This window comes from Streptomyces sp. NPDC008001, assembly GCF_042958085.1.
Lineage (GTDB): Bacteria > Actinomycetota > Actinomycetes > Streptomycetales > Streptomycetaceae > Streptomyces.
On sequence record NZ_JBIBIZ010000001.1, the window covers coordinates 119,549 to 134,942 of the forward strand.

The 15,394-nt window shown below is 74.1% G+C and carries 16 protein-coding genes and 1 riboswitch; of the genes, 8 read left to right on the plus strand and 8 right to left on the minus strand.

The features are described from left to right. Positions 1-99 precede the first annotated feature (99 nt). The 5 genes from ACFZCD_RS00535 to bioB form a co-directional block, all read right to left on the minus strand. Positions 100-975: an LLM class F420-dependent oxidoreductase gene (locus ACFZCD_RS00535; protein ID WP_391826330.1), complete on the minus strand. Its 876-nt coding sequence runs from the start codon at positions 973-975 to the stop codon at positions 100-102. Between the two features lie 62 nt (positions 976-1,037). After that, complete coding sequence (locus ACFZCD_RS00540; protein ID WP_391826332.1) at positions 1,038-1,745, minus strand: class I SAM-dependent methyltransferase; 708 nt, start codon at positions 1,743-1,745, stop codon at positions 1,038-1,040. 146 nt (positions 1,746-1,891) lie between these two features. Beyond that, positions 1,892-2,608: a dethiobiotin synthase gene (bioD, locus tag ACFZCD_RS00545; protein WP_391826334.1), complete on the minus strand. Its 717-nt coding sequence runs from the start codon at positions 2,606-2,608 to the stop codon at positions 1,892-1,894. Positions 2,609-3,063: 455 nt separating this feature from the next. Continuing rightward, complete coding sequence (locus ACFZCD_RS00550) at positions 3,064-4,371, minus strand: adenosylmethionine--8-amino-7-oxononanoate transaminase (RefSeq protein ID WP_391826336.1); 1,308 nt, start codon at positions 4,369-4,371, stop codon at positions 3,064-3,066. Beyond that, positions 4,364-5,578: a biotin synthase BioB gene (gene bioB / locus ACFZCD_RS00555; RefSeq protein ID WP_391826338.1), complete on the minus strand. Its 1,215-nt coding sequence runs from the start codon at positions 5,576-5,578 to the stop codon at positions 4,364-4,366. Before bioB ends, ACFZCD_RS00550 begins: the two co-directional genes overlap by 8 nt. Positions 5,579-5,771: 193 nt before the next feature. Here bioB and ACFZCD_RS00560 point away from each other — a divergent pair, with 193 nt between their 5' ends. Further along, positions 5,772-7,001, plus strand: coding sequence for an 8-amino-7-oxononanoate synthase (locus ACFZCD_RS00560; RefSeq protein ID WP_391826340.1), 1,230 nt, complete (start codon positions 5,772-5,774; stop codon positions 6,999-7,001). Between the two features lie 13 nt (positions 7,002-7,014). On the opposite strand, the gene ACFZCD_RS00565 is transcribed toward ACFZCD_RS00560, so the two are convergent. Continuing rightward, positions 7,015-7,278, minus strand: coding sequence for a DUF397 domain-containing protein (locus ACFZCD_RS00565; RefSeq protein WP_391826342.1), 264 nt, complete (start codon positions 7,276-7,278; stop codon positions 7,015-7,017). Positions 7,279-7,287: 9 nt separating this feature from the next. Then, positions 7,288-8,166, minus strand: coding sequence for a helix-turn-helix domain-containing protein (locus tag ACFZCD_RS00570; RefSeq protein WP_391826344.1), 879 nt, complete (start codon positions 8,164-8,166; stop codon positions 7,288-7,290). Between the two features lie 354 nt (positions 8,167-8,520). Here ACFZCD_RS00570 and ACFZCD_RS00575 point away from each other — a divergent pair, with 354 nt between their 5' ends. After that, entirely contained in the window at positions 8,521-8,958 is a 438-nt protein-coding gene (locus ACFZCD_RS00575) for an ATP-binding protein (RefSeq protein WP_391826346.1), read from the plus strand. Between the two features lie 190 nt (positions 8,959-9,148). Here ACFZCD_RS00575 and ACFZCD_RS00580 read toward each other — a convergent pair whose 3' ends face one another. Then, positions 9,149-9,619, minus strand: coding sequence for a C40 family peptidase (locus tag ACFZCD_RS00580; protein WP_391826348.1), 471 nt, complete (start codon positions 9,617-9,619; stop codon positions 9,149-9,151). A 4-nt stretch (positions 9,620-9,623) separates the two neighbouring features. Further along, a riboswitch (cyclic di-AMP (ydaO/yuaA leader) is annotated at positions 9,624-9,824 on the minus strand. A gap of 714 nt (positions 9,825-10,538) precedes the next feature. Here ACFZCD_RS00580 and ACFZCD_RS00585 point away from each other — a divergent pair. The 6 genes from ACFZCD_RS00585 (at position 10,539) to ACFZCD_RS00610 (ending at position 15,239) form a co-directional block, all read left to right on the plus strand. Next, entirely contained in the window at positions 10,539-10,841 is a 303-nt protein-coding gene (locus ACFZCD_RS00585; RefSeq protein WP_391826350.1) for an urease subunit gamma, read from the plus strand. Between the two features lie 15 nt (positions 10,842-10,856). Continuing rightward, a complete protein-coding gene (locus tag ACFZCD_RS00590) occupies positions 10,857-11,168 on the plus strand; it encodes an urease subunit beta (RefSeq protein WP_391826352.1) in 312 nt (103 codons plus the stop codon). Next, entirely contained in the window at positions 11,161-12,882 is a 1,722-nt protein-coding gene (locus ACFZCD_RS00595) for an urease subunit alpha (RefSeq protein WP_391826354.1), read from the plus strand. The genes ACFZCD_RS00590 and ACFZCD_RS00595 overlap by 8 nt, the downstream gene beginning before the upstream one ends. Further along, positions 12,882-13,613, plus strand: coding sequence for an urease accessory protein UreF (locus ACFZCD_RS00600; RefSeq protein ID WP_391826356.1), 732 nt, complete (start codon positions 12,882-12,884; stop codon positions 13,611-13,613). Before ACFZCD_RS00595 ends, ACFZCD_RS00600 begins: the two co-directional genes overlap by 1 nt. A gap of 127 nt (positions 13,614-13,740) precedes the next feature. Further along, a complete protein-coding gene (gene ureG / locus ACFZCD_RS00605) occupies positions 13,741-14,448 on the plus strand; it encodes an urease accessory protein UreG (RefSeq protein WP_391826358.1) in 708 nt (235 codons plus the stop codon). Beyond that, positions 14,445-15,239 carry an urease accessory protein UreD gene (locus tag ACFZCD_RS00610; protein ID WP_391826360.1) on the plus strand — a complete coding sequence of 265 codons (795 nt, stop codon included), beginning with the start codon at positions 14,445-14,447 and terminating at the stop codon, positions 15,237-15,239. The genes ureG and ACFZCD_RS00610 overlap by 4 nt, the downstream gene beginning before the upstream one ends. Positions 15,240-15,394: the final 155 nt, after the last annotated feature.

Below are 15,394 nucleotides of genomic sequence, written 5' to 3' on the forward strand. Positions count from 1 at the left end.
CGCCCATGGGCGGACGCTCACACCTTTCATGTCGGTCGGGAAGCTGTCCACCCATGGTAAAGGACGAGCAAAAGGCCGCGCTTCAGCCGGTTCGCCCGGTCATCGGAGCTCTTCGAGCACGGGGGCGAAGGTCTCCATGGCGGGTTCCAGGACCGTGAAGTAGGTGAAGCCGAACCGCTCGCGGTGGGCCCGGACCTGGTCCGCGATGTCCGCGACCGAGCCGGCCAGCAGCAGCGGGTGGGCGAGCAGTTCCTCCTCGGTCAGGCCGGGGGCCCGCGCGGCCAGGTCGCGGGCGGCGGCGCGGCGGTCGCCCACGACGACGCGCTGCACGAGGATGTTGAGCTCGGCGGGCCGGGGCCGGTTCGCGGCGAAGCCCTTGTAGAGGGCCACCCGTTCTTCCAGGACCGCGGGGGAGACGGGCCGGACGACGCCGTCGTCGCCCGTCGTCGCCCCGGAGAACGCGGCGATGTCCGCGTGCTCCGCGGCGAGCCGCAGCATGCGCTTGCCGTTGCCGCCGAGCAGCAGCGGCGGGCGGGGGTCCTGGACGGGCCGGGGCGCGTGCTCCGGGTCGCCGAGCAGCCGCTCCAGCTCGCGGACCGTGTGCTCCAGGTGGTTCACGCGCTCGCGCGGCGAGCCGAAGGGCAGGCCCGCGCGGTCGTGCTCGTCCTTGACGTAACCCGCGCCCAGGCCGAGCTCCAGGCGGCCGCCGGTGAGTTGGTCGGTCGTGGCCGCCTCGCGGGCGAGCATCGCGGGGTTCCACAGGCCCGCGTTGAGCACCATGGTGCCCAGGCGCGGGCGCTCGGTGGCCTCGGCGGCGGCGACGAGGGACGGGAACGGTGCGGGCATCCCGAGGTGGTCCGGGACGAGGATGACGTCGTACCCGAGGGCCTCGGCGCGGCGGCACTTCTCGCGCCACTCGGCGGCGGAGCCGGGGGAGAGCATGTTGACGGCGAAGCGGAAGGGGTGCTGGCTCATGATCCAAATCTAACGGAGGGTTCCTCCGCTTTACCGTGCCGCGGGCCGCGGTGTGACGGGGCTCACGCGGGGCCGCCCGCCGGCCCGGCCGGATCGGGCACGGCCGGCCGTCTGGCCACGCCCAGCACGCAGGGGGAGGCCGGGGTCGGCACCCGGCTCTGCGGCACCCTCAGCCGGCTGTACGCACCGAGCTCGAACCCCGCCGCCTCGATCGACGCCAGCGGGTCCCGCGCCGTGTGGCACCCCCCGAACAGCACCGGCCAGATCGTCCGGTCCAGCGCCTGCTGGGTGACCGCCAGCGCCCGGCCCTCCGCCCTGCCGTGCTCGAAGAACCGCAGCTCACCACCCGGCCTGAGCACCCGACGCAGCTCCGCCAGCGCGCGCCGCACATCCCGTACGGAACACAGCACCAGCGACGTCACTGCCGCGTCGAACGCCTCGCTCTTCACCGGCAGCGCTTCGGCCGCGCCCGGCACCACGTCCACCGGGACGCCCGCCCGCACCGCCGCCTCCACCGCGATCCTGCGCAGGCCGCGCTCCGGCTCGATCGCCACCACCTCGGAGACCGCGGGCGGGTAGTACGGGAAGTTCAGGCCGTTCCCCGCGCCGATCTCGATCACCCGGCCCGACAGGCCCGCCAGCAGCTCGCGCCGGTGTTCCCCCACGCCGGCCCGCTCGTCGAGGATCGGGCTCACCTTGGCGTAGAAGCGGGCGAAGACAGGATGGTGCACGGCGTCGTGCGGCAACCTGGTGGTCCGAAGCGGCGGCATGGCACACCCCTTTCCGGGGACGACTACCGCGATTGTTCCCCGGCCGGACCGGCCCGCACCGTCGGCGCGCCGCAAGCACCGCTGCAGCCGCGGTAGTTGGGGCGAGCGGGGTGCGTGAGGCGGCCGGGGCGGGTGGTGCGGTCAGGTCAGCGGTGGTCCGCGGCGAAGCCGGCGGCGTCCCAGGTGCCGGACAGCTCCGGCGCCAGCCAGGCGGGGGCCGCCGTGCGGAAGGCCTCCGGCGGGAGGGATCCCGCGCCCTCCGGGACCGCGCCCAGGAGCGGGGCGCCGGCCGCCTCCGGCAGGTCGGCGAGGTTGCACCGCATGGCCAGGTCCGGCGCGGCCGGCCAGCTGCCGATCACCACGCCCGGGCAGCGCAGGCCCCGCCCGCGCAGGGCCTCCGCGGTGAGGGCCGTCGTGTTGAGGGTCCCGAGGCCGGCCTGGACGACGACCAGGACGGGGGCGGTCAGCAGCCGGGCCGCGTCCGCCAGGGTCGTGCCCTCCTCGTCCAGCCGGACGAGGAGGCCGCCGGCGCCCTCGACCAGGACCAGGTCGTGGCTCTCCGCCAGCCGCGAGGCCGCCTCCGCGATCTGCGGGGGGCGCACGGGAGCGAGACCGGCGCGGGCGGCGGCCGTGCCCGGCGCGAGCGGCTCGGGGAACCGCGCGAGCTCCTCCCCGGTCACCCCGCCCCCCGCGAGCCGCCGCACCTCGGCGACGTCCCCGGGCTCCCCGGGGGCGACCCCGGTCTGCGCGGGCTTGAGCACCGCGACGGAACGACCGGCAGCTCGCGCCGCCGCCGCGACGGCCGCAGTGACCACGGTCTTGCCGACCTCGGTGCCGGTGCCGGTGACGACGAGTACGGGCATGGAGTGTCCTCAGCTTTCTGTTCCCTGGTGCGGTTCATTACGTACGGCGGCGGGACGGCGGGCCGCGGCGCCGGGCCCGCGAGCGCGCCGGCGAGGCCGTCGGGCACCGCCGGGCGCCGCCGCGTGTGGTTGCTCTCCGCTGCGGCGGAGGAGCCGGCGCTGCTGCGCGGCTTCCTTCGGCTGCAGCGGCGCCGAGCCACGACGGCGCGGTCTGCGCCCGGCCCGTGAGCGTCATGGCGGGGACGTCCGGCACCGCCGGACAGCGCCGCGGGGCTTGATCGCCGTTGCGGCGGGGGAGGAGCGTGCGGCAGCGGCGCCGAGCCACGACGGCGCGGCCCGGCGGTGCCGGACGGCGTCGTCCGTAGCTCGGGGGACCGCCGCGCCCTGTACCCGCAGCCCGGGGCCGGGCTCCGGGACTGTCAGGGGGTGCCCCGCACACCCGTGCCGTGCCCCCGTCACGCGACCTGGGCCGCCGCGCAGACCGCCTCGCATACCCGGGCCACGTCCTCGTCCCCCGTCACGTACGGCGGCATCACGTACAGCAGGTCGCGGAAGGGGCGCAGCCAGACGCCCGCGCGGACGGCCGCTCGCGTCGCGGCCGCTACGTCGGCCTCGTGGTCGAGCTGGACGACGCCGATGGCGCCGAGGACGCGGACGTCCCGGACGCCCGGCAGGGAGGCCGCCTCGGACAGGCCGTCCCGCAGGCCGGTCTCGATGCGTTTGACCTCCGTCTGCCAGTCCTGTTCGAGCAGCAGGTCGATCGACGCGTTCGCGACCGCCGCGGCGAGCGGGTTGCCCATGAACGTCGGCCCGTGGGCCAGCACCGGCACCTCGCCCCGCGAGATGCCGTCGGCGACCCGCGGCGTGCACAGCGTCGCCGCCATGGTCAGGTACCCGCCGGTGAGCGCCTTGCCGAGGCACATCACGTCGGGCGTGACGCCGGCGTGCCCGGCCGCGAAGAGCCGGCCGGTGCGGCCGAAGCCGGTGGCGATCTCGTCGAAGACGAGGAGCACGTCGTGCTCGTCGCACGCGTCCCGAAGGACCCGCAGGAGCGCGGGATCGTGGAAGCGCATCCCGCCCGCACCCTGCACCACCGGTTCGACGATGACCGCCGCGAGCTCGTGGGCGTGGGCCGCGAGCGTCTCGCGCAGGTGCGCCGCGTAGGCGGGCACGGCCTCCGGGCCGGCGGAGAGGGCCGGCGGCGCGTCGGCGAAGACGTGCTTCGGGAGCGCCCCGGACCACAGCTCGTGCATCCCGCCGTCCGGGTCGCACACGGCCATCGGCTGCCACGTGTCCCCGTGGTAGCCGCCGCGCCACGTCATCAGCCGCCGCTTCTCCGGCCGCCCGGCCGAGCGCCAGTACTGCAGGCACATCTTGACGGCGACCTCGACCGACACCGAGCCGGAGTCGGCGAGGAAGACGTGCTCCAGCCCCTCGGGGGTGATCTCCACGAGCCGGGCGGCCAGCCGCACGGCGGGCTCATGGGTGAGCCCGCCAAACATCACGTGGCTCATCCGCTCCAGCTGCCCCCGCGCGGCCTCGTTGAGGACGGGGTGGTTGTAGCCGTGGACGGCGGACCACCACGACGACATCCCGTCGATCAGCTCGCCCACCCCGTCGACCGGTTCGGCGAGCCGCAGCCGCACCCCCGACGCGGACGCCACGATCAGCGGCTCCTGGCGGCCCGGCATCGGACCGTAGGGGTGCCACACGTGCTGCCGGTCGAGGGCGAGGAGCTCGCCGGGGGTGAGCGGTTCAGGCATTGGGCGGCAGGTCCGTTCCCGCGCCGCGGCGCCGCACGGCGACGAGGTCCGTACGGGCCTCCTGGCCGGCGACGGCAGCGGCCCCGGCCTCGGACGCAGACGCGGTCCCGGCCTCGGATGCAGCCTCGGGACCCGCGGCCTCGGCGGAGCCGTCCCCGCAGGGCCCGCACGAACCCCCGCCGCACCCCGCGGCGGCGGCGTCCGCCCGGTGCGCGGGAAGCGTCGTCGTCCCCGCGCCCTCCACCTCGAACCCGGCGTCCGCGATCATGTCCAGGTCGGCCTTGCCCTCCTGGCCCTCGCTGGTCAGGTAGTCGCCGAGGAAGATCGAGTTGGCCAGGTGCAGGGCGAGCGGCTGCATCGCCCGCAGGTGCACCTCGCGCCCGCCGGCCAGCCGCACCTCGACGTCCGGGCAGACGAACCGCACCATGGCGAGGATGCGCAGGCAGCGCTGCGGGGTGAGGTTCCACTCCTTGGCCAGCGGCGTGCCCTCGAACGGGATGAGGAAGTTGACCGGCACCGAGTCCGGGTCCAGCGCGCGCAGCGAGAAGACGACGTCCACCAGCTCCTCGTCGCTCTCGCCCATGCCCGCGATCAGCCCGGAGCAGGCGGACAGGCCCGCGGCCTGGGCCTGCTGCACGGTGTCGACGCGGTCGGCGTAGGTGTGCGTCGTGGTGATGGCGCCGTAGGTGGCTTCGGAGGTGTTGAGGTTGTGGTTGTACGCGTCGGCGCCCGCGGCGCGCAGCCGCTCGGCCTGTCCGGCGGAGAGCAGCCCGAGGCACGCGCACACCTCGACGTCCTCGTTCTCCTCCTTGATCGCCTCGATGGTCTTCGAGACCCGGTCGACGTCCCGGTCCGTGGGCCCGCGCCCGCTGGCGACCAGGCAGACCCGCTTGGCGCCGCCCGCGACACCGGCGGCCGCCGCCTTGGACGCGTCCTCCGGCTTGAGCCAGGTGTACTTGAGGATCCCGGCCTCGGAGCCGAGCCGCTGCGAGCAGTACGAGCAGTCCTCGGGGCAGAGCCCCGACTTCAGGTTGACGAGGTAGTTGAGCTTCACCCGGCGCCCGAACCACTTGCGGCGCACCTTGCCGGCCGCGGCCACCACGTCGAGCAGGTCGTCGTCGGAGGTCGCCAGCACGGCGAGCGCCTCTTCGCGGGTCGGCAGCTCGCGCCGCAGCCCCTTGTCCACCAGCGTGTTCAGCAGGTCCATGGCGGTGATCCTCGCTCACGGCCGCGCCCCTGGCCAAGGTAGAGATCGCACAACACCGGCGGATTGATGTGTGTGTATTGCCACACCCTGACCAGGTGTGACGCCCGCTACGTTCTAGAGAGGTTCTATCCGGGCCCCACAGAACGCACCGCAGAACCGGCGCCCCACCCCCCGGAACGCGAAGGACGGCCGCATGTCCCAGGACCCGCCTCAGGACCCGCTCCGGGACCCGTCCCGGGAGTCCCCTCAGGGCTCCCCGCCCGGCGCGGGCCGGGACCCCTTCGGCTGGATCGACGCGCACCACGAGCGGCGCCTCGCGGCCGGTCTCGTCCGGACCCTGCGGCCGCGCCCCGCCGACGCGCCGCTGGTGGACCTCGCGGGCAACGACTACCTCGGCCTCACCCGCCACCCGGAGGTCACCGAGGCCGCGGCGGCGGCCGCCCGGCAGTGGGGGGCCGGCGCGACCGGCTCCCGCCTGGTCACCGGCAGCACCGCCCTGCACGCCCGGCTGGAGGAGGAGCTCGCCGCGTTCTGCGGCTTCGAGGCGGCGCTCGTCTTCTCCTCCGGCTACACGGCCAACCTCGCCGCCGTCACCGCGCTCGCCGGGCCGGGTGACGCCGGCGGCCCGGCCCTGCTCGTCTCCGACGAGGGCAACCACGCCTCGCTGATCGACGGCTGCCGGCTCGCCCGCGCCGAGAAGGCGATCGTGCCGCACGCCGACCCGGACGCCGTCCGCAAGGCCCTCGCCGCGCACGCCGGCCGCGCGCTGGCCGTCACCGACTCCGTCTTCTCCGTCGACGGCGACGCTGCCCCGCTCCCCGCACTCGCCGCGGCGTGCCGCGAACACGGCGCGGCGCTGCTGGTGGACGACGCGCACGGGCTCGGCGTCCTCGGCGAGGGCGGCCGCGGCGCGGTGCACGCGGCGGGCCTGGCGGGCGACCCGGACGTCGTCGCCACGGTCACCCTGTCGAAGTCGCTCGGCAGCCAGGGCGGTGCGGTGCTCGGCCCCGAGCGGGTGATCAGGCACCTGGTGAGCAACGCCCGCACGTTCATCTTCGACACCGGCCTCGCCCCGGCGGCGGCCGGCGCCGCGCTGGCGGCCCTCGCGGTGCTGCGCCGCGAGCCCGGGCGGGCGGCCCGGGTCCGGGAGATCGCGGCCGAACTGCACCGCAGGGTGGTGGCGGCGGGCTTCGAGGCGGTGCGGCCCGACGCGGCGGTGGTGTCCGTACGGGCGCCCTCGCCGGAGGCGGCGGTGCGGTGGGCGGCGGACTGCCGGGCGGCGGGGTTCGCGGTGGGCTGCTTCCGGCCGCCGTCCGTGCCGGACGGGGTCTCACGGCTGCGGCTGACCGCCCGCGCGGATCTGACGGACCGACAGGTGAAGGCGGCGGCCGGCGCGATCGTACGGACCGCGCCGGCCGCCTGAGCCCGCGGCGGTCCTACCGGAGGCCGGTGCGGAGCCCTTCCACGAAGCTGGTCCACGAGGCGGAACGGAAGAGCAGGGCGGGACCGGTGGCGTTCTTCGAGTCGCGCACGGCGAGGAAGCGGCCGGGGAGCGGTCCGGCCGTTTCGACGCAGTTGTTGTATCCGGTGCTGTAACTGCTGCGCCGCCACGGGGCGTCGCGGAGAAGCGCATGGAGCGAAGGGGCGACTACGGGGGCTGGGGTGGAACGGTGGGGTACGTACCGAGGCATTGCGGACATGGTGCCTCCTTACGCGCCGTCGTTGATCCCGGCGATGAATTCCAGTGATTTCTCGTGCGAGAGGGCGTTTTCGCGCAGCGTCGTGAAGGCCGCGCCGTACGCCCGGAGGTCTTCTTTCCGCTCCAGGTAGAGGCTACTCGTCAAGTGGTCGAGAACCACCACATCCAGATCAGCAATGCGCGGAAATGAGAAAATAACAAAAGGGCCGGTGATGCCGATATGGCTGCCACTGGAGAACGGCAGGACGTGCAGCCGCACGTGCCGCATCGATCCCGTCTCCACCAGATGCCGCAACTGCCCGGCCATGACCTCCGGCCCGCCGACCTCATGGCGCAGGACCGCCTCGTCCAGCACGGCGCACACCTCCAGCGGCCGCTCCCCCCGCAGCACCGCCTGGCGCGCCATGCGCACCCGCACCAGCTCGTCGACCTGCTCCGGTGCGGGGTCGCCCAGCGCCACCCGGGTCACGGCGCGGGCGTAGGCGGGCGTCTGCAGCAGGCCGGGCACCACCGTGGTCTCCAGCGTGCTTAACCGCGACGCCTCCGACTCCAGGCTGATGAAGTCCAGATAGGCCGGCGGCAGCCGGTCGCGGTAGGCGTACCACCAGCCGCGCCGCGCCCCCGCGCCCTCGCCCGGCACGGGCGACCCCGCCCCGCACAGCGCCCCCAGCAGCGCGCGCAGTTCGGTGTCGGTGACCCCGTAGGCGTCCAGCAGCCGCGCCACGTCCGCCGGTTTCACGCCACTGGCACCCGTCTCGATCCGGCTCACCTTCGACTGGTGCCAGCCCACCGCGCGCGCGGCCTCCAGGCTCGTCAGCCCGGCCAGCTCGCGCTGGCGGCGCAGCTCCGCCCCCAGCTTGCGGCGGCGTACCGCAGGTCCGTACCGCATCGGCCCTCCCTCTGCCCCCGAGGCGGGCACGGCATTCCGGTCGTTCCCGGTTCGCTGTGCGCACCGTGGTGGACTCGACGTCCTCTAGGTCACTGTCACTGTCATACGTCAGTGTCAATAGCCCAGTGTGCCGCGCGAATCCGGTCGCTCGTCGTAGAGTTCACCGCTTCGAGCGACAGATATATGCATATCTTGGTGGATCGCTCCCATCACAGCCGTTATCAGTGGCAGGCTGTCGCACAGAGCCGCCCGAGGCCGCTCACCACCCCCACTGACGCACGGCGTCCTCCCCGGTCCCGGGGCGGTGCACCGGCGTCCGGCCTCGGCGGGACCTCGGCTGAAAGGGCCACCGCCATGGCAGACCACCAAGAAGCCACCGTCACCCTGCCGAGCGCCCCCGCCTCGGTCTCCACGGCGCGACGCTACGTCGCGGAGGTGCTGGCCGACTGGGGACTGCCGGGCGGGACGGATGCCGCCGAGACCGTGCGCCTGATCGTCTCGGAGCTCGCCACCAACGCCGTGCAGCACACCCGGGGACAGTCGCCCACCTTCACCGTGGACGTCCGCCTCGACCGCGACCAGCAGCTGCGCATCGGCGTCACGGACAGCCACCCCCGCTTCCCCCGGCGGCTGCCCGCCGCGGTCCAGCAGGACAACGGCCGCGGCATGGTGATCATCCGCTGTCTCACCGCGGAGTACGGGGGGCGGCTGTTCTTCACCCCGACCTCCGACGGCGGCAAGACCGTGTGGATCTCCCTCCCCTGGAGCACGCCGGTCAGCGCCGAGCGCTGAACTCCCCTCCGGCGAGCCGGGCCCCCCGCACGGGTTGCGGGGGGCCTCGGGCCTTTCCGGGCGGTGGGGCCGGTCCGGTCCGGGGATCGCCCGGACCGGACCGGCGCTCGCGGCGCGCGGGCGGGTCGGCCGGCGTCAGCCGGTGTCAGCCGGTATCAGTGGGGTCCGGAATCAGCGGGGTCCGGCGGTGTCAGCCGACCCGGCCGTAGAGGACGCTGTTGGTCCAGATCCGCTCCAGGCGGACCACCGCGCCCGTCTTGGGGGCATGCCACATCCTCCCGTCCCCGGCGTATATCCCGACGTGGTAGATCCCGCGCCCGGAGACGAAGAAGACCAGGTCGCCGCGCTCGCGGGCGGACCGGGAGACGTGCCGGGTGCTGTTGTACTGCTGGGCGGCGGTGCGGGGCAGGCTCTTCCCGGCCCGCTTGAAGGAGTAGAGCGTGAGGCCCGAGCAGTCGAACCGGTAGGGACCGGTCGCTCCCCACTGGTACGGGGAGCCCTGCTTCGAGGCCGCGATCCGGAGTGCCTGGCTGGAGACGGTGGATGCCTCCGCCTCCGCCGCGCCGCCCGGTGCCAGCACCGTGGCCCCGACGGCGGCGAGAGTGAGGGCCGATGCGGCACCGGCCCTGGACAGCTTCGACGGACGTTTGTGCGCGCCCATGCGCTAACCCTTCGTCAGCCGCCTGTGAAGGATGACCTGTCGGGTTCGGGCAGGCGAAGGTTGCCCGGCCGCTGTCAACGGCTTCACCCCAAGGGCCGACCGCACTACTCTTGGTCGTCCCACCACTCTTGGGTCCTCCATCCCTGCCGTTGCACTCAAGTCGACCCGGCATCCCGGCGGCGGCAGGGTTCGGCGTCCACCGGGACCGCCCCACCGGGATGGCGGGGTCTTGTCGTCGCAGGGATCTTGGCGCAGCCCTCGTGCGGATTCCGAGCGGAACCAGGGGTATGTGAGCCTGATCACTTCTGGGCAATTCCGGTGGACGCGGGGCGATTTGATGGGGTGCGCGCAAGCCGGCTGAGCCGCTGGCCTGCGGCGGTTCGTACCCGCCCGGGCGCAATCCGGCCGTCCGCCCCAAATCGATCACCGCGCCCCGTCTACGCCGTGATCCTCCAAGGGGCGGAGCCGGGTTTATTCGCGTGCGGACCCACGGCCCTCCGGCGCACGTGGCGCGGAGATCCCCTCGCCCCCGGCGCTCTGCGCCGGAGCCCCGTACCGCCCGCGTCGGAAGGACCCGTTCTCCCCTCCCGTTCACCGGCTTCGTACACGCCTGCGAGCCGGGCTCCGGCCGCGCCGTGGCGACGGCCGCGGTCTGCGGTGCCCGTAGCCGGTCGTACGTGTCGTGCGGACGGACCGTCATGATCCGGCCCAGAAGATCCAGTAGATGCATGCGACAGCGGCCCGCAGGGCTCTGGCCATGACAACGCAAAGAGTCAGTTAACGCGTTGGAAAAGGTTCCGCCCTAATCTGCAATCCCTGGCCGCCGACCGAAGAACCCCAGGTCAACACCGTGTTGAACTCGGGGGGTGACCCGGTGGGCCCGTCCGGGACAGCCCGGGACAACAGTGAGGTGGGACGCATGCAACTCTCCCCGCGGGAGCAGGAACGACTGCTCCTCCACGTGGCCGCCGACGTGGCGGCCCGGCGCAAGGCCCGCGGCCTGCTCCTCAACCACCCCGAGGCGGTGGCCCTGATCACCGCGCACGTCCTGGAGGGCGCCCGGGACGGCCGCACCGTCGCCGAGCTCATGTCCTCCGGACGCAAGGTGCTCAGCCGCGCGGACGTCATGGAGGGCATCCCCGAGATGCTCCCCGACGTCCAGGTCGAGGCCACCTTCCCCGACGGCACCAAGCTCGTCACCGTCCACGAACCCATCTGCTGACGGGGAGGGAACCCGATGGTCCCCGGAGAGATCCTGCACGCCGCCGAACCCGTGGCCCTCAACCCGGGCCTGCACCGCACCCGGCTCACCGTGCTCAACGCCGCCGACCGCCCCGTGCAGGTCGGCTCGCACTACCACTTCGCCGAGGCCAACCCCGGCCTCGACTTCGACCGGGCCGCGGCCCGCGGCAAGCGCCTCGACATCGCCGCGGGCACCGCCGTCCGCTTCGAGCCGGGCATCCCCGTCCGGGTCGACCTCGTGCCCATCGGCGGCAAGCGCATCGTCGAGGGCCTGCGCGGCGAGTGCGGGGGACCGCTCGATGAGTGAGCTCAGCCGCGTCGCCTACGCCGACCTGTACGGGCCGACCGCCGGCGACCGCGTCCGCCTCGCCGACACGGGCCTCGTCGTCGAGATCGAGGAGGACCGCAGCGGCGGCCCCGGTCACGCCGGCGACGAGGCCGTCTTCGGCGGTGGCAAGGTCATCCGCGAGTCCATGGGCCAGTCCCGCGCCACCCGCGCCGACGGTGCCCCGGACACCGTCATCACGGGCGCCCTCGTCCTCGACCACTGGGGGATCGTCAAGGCCGACGTCGGCATCCGTGACGGCCGGATCACCGGCATCGGCAAGGCCGGCAACCCCGACACCATGGACGGCGTCCACCCCGACCTCGTCATTGGCCCGGAGACCGAGATCATCGCCGGCAACGGCAGGATCCTCACCGCCGGCGCCATCGACGCCCACGTCCACTTCATCTGCCCGCAGGCCGCCGACGAGGCCCTCGCCTCCGGCGTCACCACCCTGCTCGGCGGCGGCACCGGGCCCGCCGAGGGCAGCAAGGCCACCACCATCACCCCCGGCTCCTGGCACCTCGCCCGGATGTTCGAGGCCATGGAGGGCTACCCCGTCAACTTGGGCCTGCTGGGCAAGGGGAACACCGTCTCCTACGACTCGATGCGCGCCCAGCTGCGGGCCGGGGCCGTCGGCTTCAAGATCCACGAGGACTGGGGGGCGACGCCCGCCGTCATCGACGCCTGCCTCGCCGTGTGCGAGGAGAGCGGCGCCCAGCTCGCCATCCACACCGACACCCTCAACGAGGCCGGATTCGTGGGCGACACCCTGGCCGCCATAGCCGGTCGCTCCATCCACGCCTACCACACCGAGGGCGCCGGCGGCGGCCACGCCCCCGACATCATCACCGTCGTCTCCGAGGCGAACGTCCTGCCCAGCTCCACCAACCCCACCCGGCCGCACACCGTCAACACCGTCGACGAACACCTCGACATGCTGATGGTCTGCCACCACCTCAACCCGGCCGTCCCCGAGGACCTCGCCTTCGCCGAGTCCCGCATCCGGCCGGGCACCATCGCCGCCGAGGACGTCCTGCACGACCTCGGCGCGATCTCCATCATCTCCTCCGACTCCCAGGCGATGGGCCGCATCGGGGAGGTCGTGCTGCGCACCTGGCAGACCGCCCACGTGATGAAGGAGCGCCGCGGCGCCCTGCCCGGCGACGGCCCGGCGGACAACGCCCGTGCCCGGCGCTACGTCGCCAAATACACCATCAACCCGGCCGTCGCGCAGGGACTCGACCACGAGATCGGCTCCGTGGAGCCGGGCAAGCTCGCGGACCTGGTGCTGTGGGACCCCGCCTTCTTCGGCGTGCGCCCGCTGCTCGTCATCAAGGGCGGCCAGATCGCCTACGCGCAGATGGGTGACGCCAACGCCTCCATCCCCACCCCGCAACCGGTCCTGCCCCGGCCCATGTTCGGCGCCCACGGCCGGGCACCGGCGTCCAACTCCCTCAACTTCGTCACCCAGTGGGCCATGGACGACGGCCTCCCGGAACGGCTCGGGCTGGGCAAGCGCTTCGTCCCCATCCGGTCCACGCGCGGGGTCACCAAGGCCGACATGCGCAACAACGACGCCAGGCCGCGGGTGGAGGTCGACCCCGACACGTTCACCGTCACCGTCGACGGAGAAGTGATCGACCCGCAGCCGGCGGCGGAACTGCCCATGGCCCAGCGCTACTTCCTGTTCTGATGAACCACGCGACCGACGCCATCGCGGTGGGCGCCCCGCCCCCTCCGGCGAGGACAGGGGGCCTCGCCGTCCTCCTCGTCCTCGCCGACGGGCGCTTCCCCGCCGGAGGCCACGCGCACTCCGGCGGGGCCGAAGCGGCCGTCGAGGCCGGGCGGATCACCGACGGGCGGACGCTGGAGGAGTTCTGCCGGGGGCGGCTGCACACCGCCGGGCTCACCGCCGCCGGCCTCGCCGCCGCGGCCGCCGCCGGGCTCGACCCGCTCGCCCTCGACGACGCCGCGGACGCCCGCACGCCCGTGCCCGCCCTGCGCACCACCGCCCGGCGCCTGGGCCGGCAGCTGATGCGCGCCGCCCGCGCCACCTGGCCGTCCGAGGCGCTCGACGCCCTCGCCGCGGCCAGGCCGCGCGGAGCCCATCAGCCGGTCGTCCTCGGTCTCGCCGCCCGGTCCGCCGGACTGGGTCCGCTGGACGCCGCCTACGCATCCGTCTACGAGGCGGTCAGCGGTCCGGCCACCGCGGCCGTACGCCTGCTGAGCCTCGACCCGTTCGACGCGACGGCGGTGCTGGCGCGGCTGGCGCCGGAGCTCGACGCCGCCGCGCAGCGCGCCGCAAGGGCCGCGCGGCGGGCGGAGGCGGAGGGGCCGGACGCCCTGCCGGCGTGCTCGGCACCGCTGCTGGACATCACGGCGGAACTCCACGCGGCCTGGCCGGTACGCCTGTTCGCGAGCTAGCGCACGTCCGCGGCCCGGCCGCCGGCGCCTCTTCCCGCCGCGAGGGCGTTGCGCCACGGCGGCGGGAGTCCGGCGGCGTCCGCGGCCACCGGAGCCGTAACCATCACCGACCTCCCCGGAGGGGACCATGCACCTGGACCATCCCGAGACCTACCCCCACCGCCACACCTACGGCGCCGCCTCCCCGGTCCGCCCCGACGGCACGCGCCGCGCCCTGCGGATCGGCCTCGGCGGGCCCGTCGGCTCCGGCAAGACCGCGACCGTCGCCGCCCTGTGCCGGGCCCTGCGCGACGAGTTGTCCATCGCCGTCGTCACCAATGACATCTACACCCGCGAGGACGCCGCGTTCCTCCTGCGCAACGCCGTCCTGCCGGAGGAGCGGATCACCGCGGTGGAGACCGGCGCCTGCCCGCACACCGCCATCCGCGACGACATCTCCGCCAACCTGGAGGCCGTCGAGGACCTGGAGGCCGCGTTCTCTTCCTCGGGGGCCGGCCCGCTCGACCTCGTCCTGGTCGAGTCCGGCGGCGACAACCTCACCGCCACGTTCTCCAAAGGGCTGGTGGACGCGCAGCTCTTCGTCATCGACGTCGCGGGCGGCGACGACATCCCGCGCAAGGGCGGCCCCGGCATCACCACCGCCGACCTGCTCGTCGTCAACAAGACCGACCTCGCCCCGTACGTCGGCGCCGACCTGGAGGGCATGGCGCGCGACGCCAAGGCGGCGCGCGGCGACCTCCCGACCGTCTTCACCTCCCTCGTCACGGAGGGCGGCGTGGAGCCCGTCACGGCGTGGGTGCGCGAGCAGCTCGCCGCCTGGACCGCCGCCCGGTGACCGTGACCGCAACCGTCACCGGTCCCCGGCCGGGGGCCGGGCTGCTGGCCGCCGCCCGGATCGTCGCCGCGGCGGACGGCAGGGGCGGCACCGCGCTGCCCGTGCTCGACGGCGCGGGCCCGTTCGCGCTGCGCCGCCTGCGCTCTGCGGGGCGCGAGGCGCGCGTCTGCCTGGTGGGCGCGATGAGCGCGCCCCTGGGCGGCGACGCCCTCACGCTGTCCGCCGACGTGGAGGACGGCGCCGGGCTGCGCTTCTCCACCACGGCCGCGACCATCGCCCTGCCGGGCCGTACGGGCGCCCCGGCCACGTACGACGTGCGGATCCGCGTCGGCGACGGCGCGGTGCTGCACTGGCTGCCCGAGCCGCTCATCTCGGCCCGCGGCGGCGAGCTGCGGATGACCACCACCGTCGAACTCGCCCCGACCGCACGGCTGGTGTTCCGGGAGGAGCAGATCCTGGGGCGGGCGGGGGAGCGGCCGGGGCGGCTGACCGCCCGGCTGACCGTCCGTCACGGCGGGCGCCCGCTCTACGACCAGGAGCTGACGTACGGGCCGGGGGTGCCCGGCTGGGACGGCGGGGCGGTCCTGGGCGGCCACCGGGCGGCCGGTCAACTCCTCGTCGTCGACCCGGGCTTCGAGGAGCGGCTGGTAGCGCCCCGGGCCCTGGGCCGCACGGCCGTCGTCGCCCCGCTGGCCGGCCCGGCCTTCGTCGTGAGCGCGGTCGCGCCGGACGGGCTGCAGGTGCGAGCGCTGCTCGAAAACGGGCTTTCGGCCATGGATATCGCTATTTAGTGCCATATGGGTGATGCGGGGCAGCAGTGACAAATGGTGTCACGCGTGCCGTCCTGTGTTTCGTCATTCTTACGGATTAGTAAAGAACACTCGTACGACCTGTTTTTTATGGGATAGGAGGCGAAAGGATCCCCTTGCAGCATTGCGATCTCCGC

Excerpts from the sequence above, each read along its gene's own strand:
- ACFZCD_RS00535 (WP_391826330.1), bottom strand. The coding sequence starts at position 975 with ATGAGCCAGCACCCCTTCCGCTTCGCCGTCAACATGCTCTCCCCCGGC.
- ACFZCD_RS00540 (WP_391826332.1), bottom strand. The coding sequence starts at position 1,745 with ATGCCGCCGCTTCGGACCACCAGGTTGCCGCACGACGCCGTGCACCAT.
- bioD (WP_391826334.1), bottom strand. The coding sequence starts at position 2,608 with ATGCCCGTACTCGTCGTCACCGGCACCGGCACCGAGGTCGGCAAGACC.
- ACFZCD_RS00550 (WP_391826336.1), bottom strand. The coding sequence starts at position 4,371 with ATGCCTGAACCGCTCACCCCCGGCGAGCTCCTCGCCCTCGACCGGCAG.
- bioB (WP_391826338.1), bottom strand. The coding sequence starts at position 5,578 with ATGGACCTGCTGAACACGCTGGTGGACAAGGGGCTGCGGCGCGAGCTG.
- ACFZCD_RS00560 (WP_391826340.1), top strand. The coding sequence starts at position 5,772 with ATGTCCCAGGACCCGCCTCAGGACCCGCTCCGGGACCCGTCCCGGGAG.
- ACFZCD_RS00565 (WP_391826342.1), bottom strand. The coding sequence starts at position 7,278 with ATGTCCGCAATGCCTCGGTACGTACCCCACCGTTCCACCCCAGCCCCC.
- ACFZCD_RS00570 (WP_391826344.1), bottom strand. The coding sequence starts at position 8,166 with ATGCGGTACGGACCTGCGGTACGCCGCCGCAAGCTGGGGGCGGAGCTG.
- ACFZCD_RS00575 (WP_391826346.1), top strand. The coding sequence starts at position 8,521 with ATGGCAGACCACCAAGAAGCCACCGTCACCCTGCCGAGCGCCCCCGCC.
- ACFZCD_RS00580 (WP_391826348.1), bottom strand. The coding sequence starts at position 9,619 with ATGGGCGCGCACAAACGTCCGTCGAAGCTGTCCAGGGCCGGTGCCGCA.
- ACFZCD_RS00585 (WP_391826350.1), top strand. The coding sequence starts at position 10,539 with ATGCAACTCTCCCCGCGGGAGCAGGAACGACTGCTCCTCCACGTGGCC.
- ACFZCD_RS00590 (WP_391826352.1), top strand. The coding sequence starts at position 10,857 with ATGGTCCCCGGAGAGATCCTGCACGCCGCCGAACCCGTGGCCCTCAAC.
- ACFZCD_RS00595 (WP_391826354.1), top strand. The coding sequence starts at position 11,161 with ATGAGTGAGCTCAGCCGCGTCGCCTACGCCGACCTGTACGGGCCGACC.
- ACFZCD_RS00600 (WP_391826356.1), top strand. The coding sequence starts at position 12,882 with ATGAACCACGCGACCGACGCCATCGCGGTGGGCGCCCCGCCCCCTCCG.
- ureG (WP_391826358.1), top strand. The coding sequence starts at position 13,741 with ATGCACCTGGACCATCCCGAGACCTACCCCCACCGCCACACCTACGGC.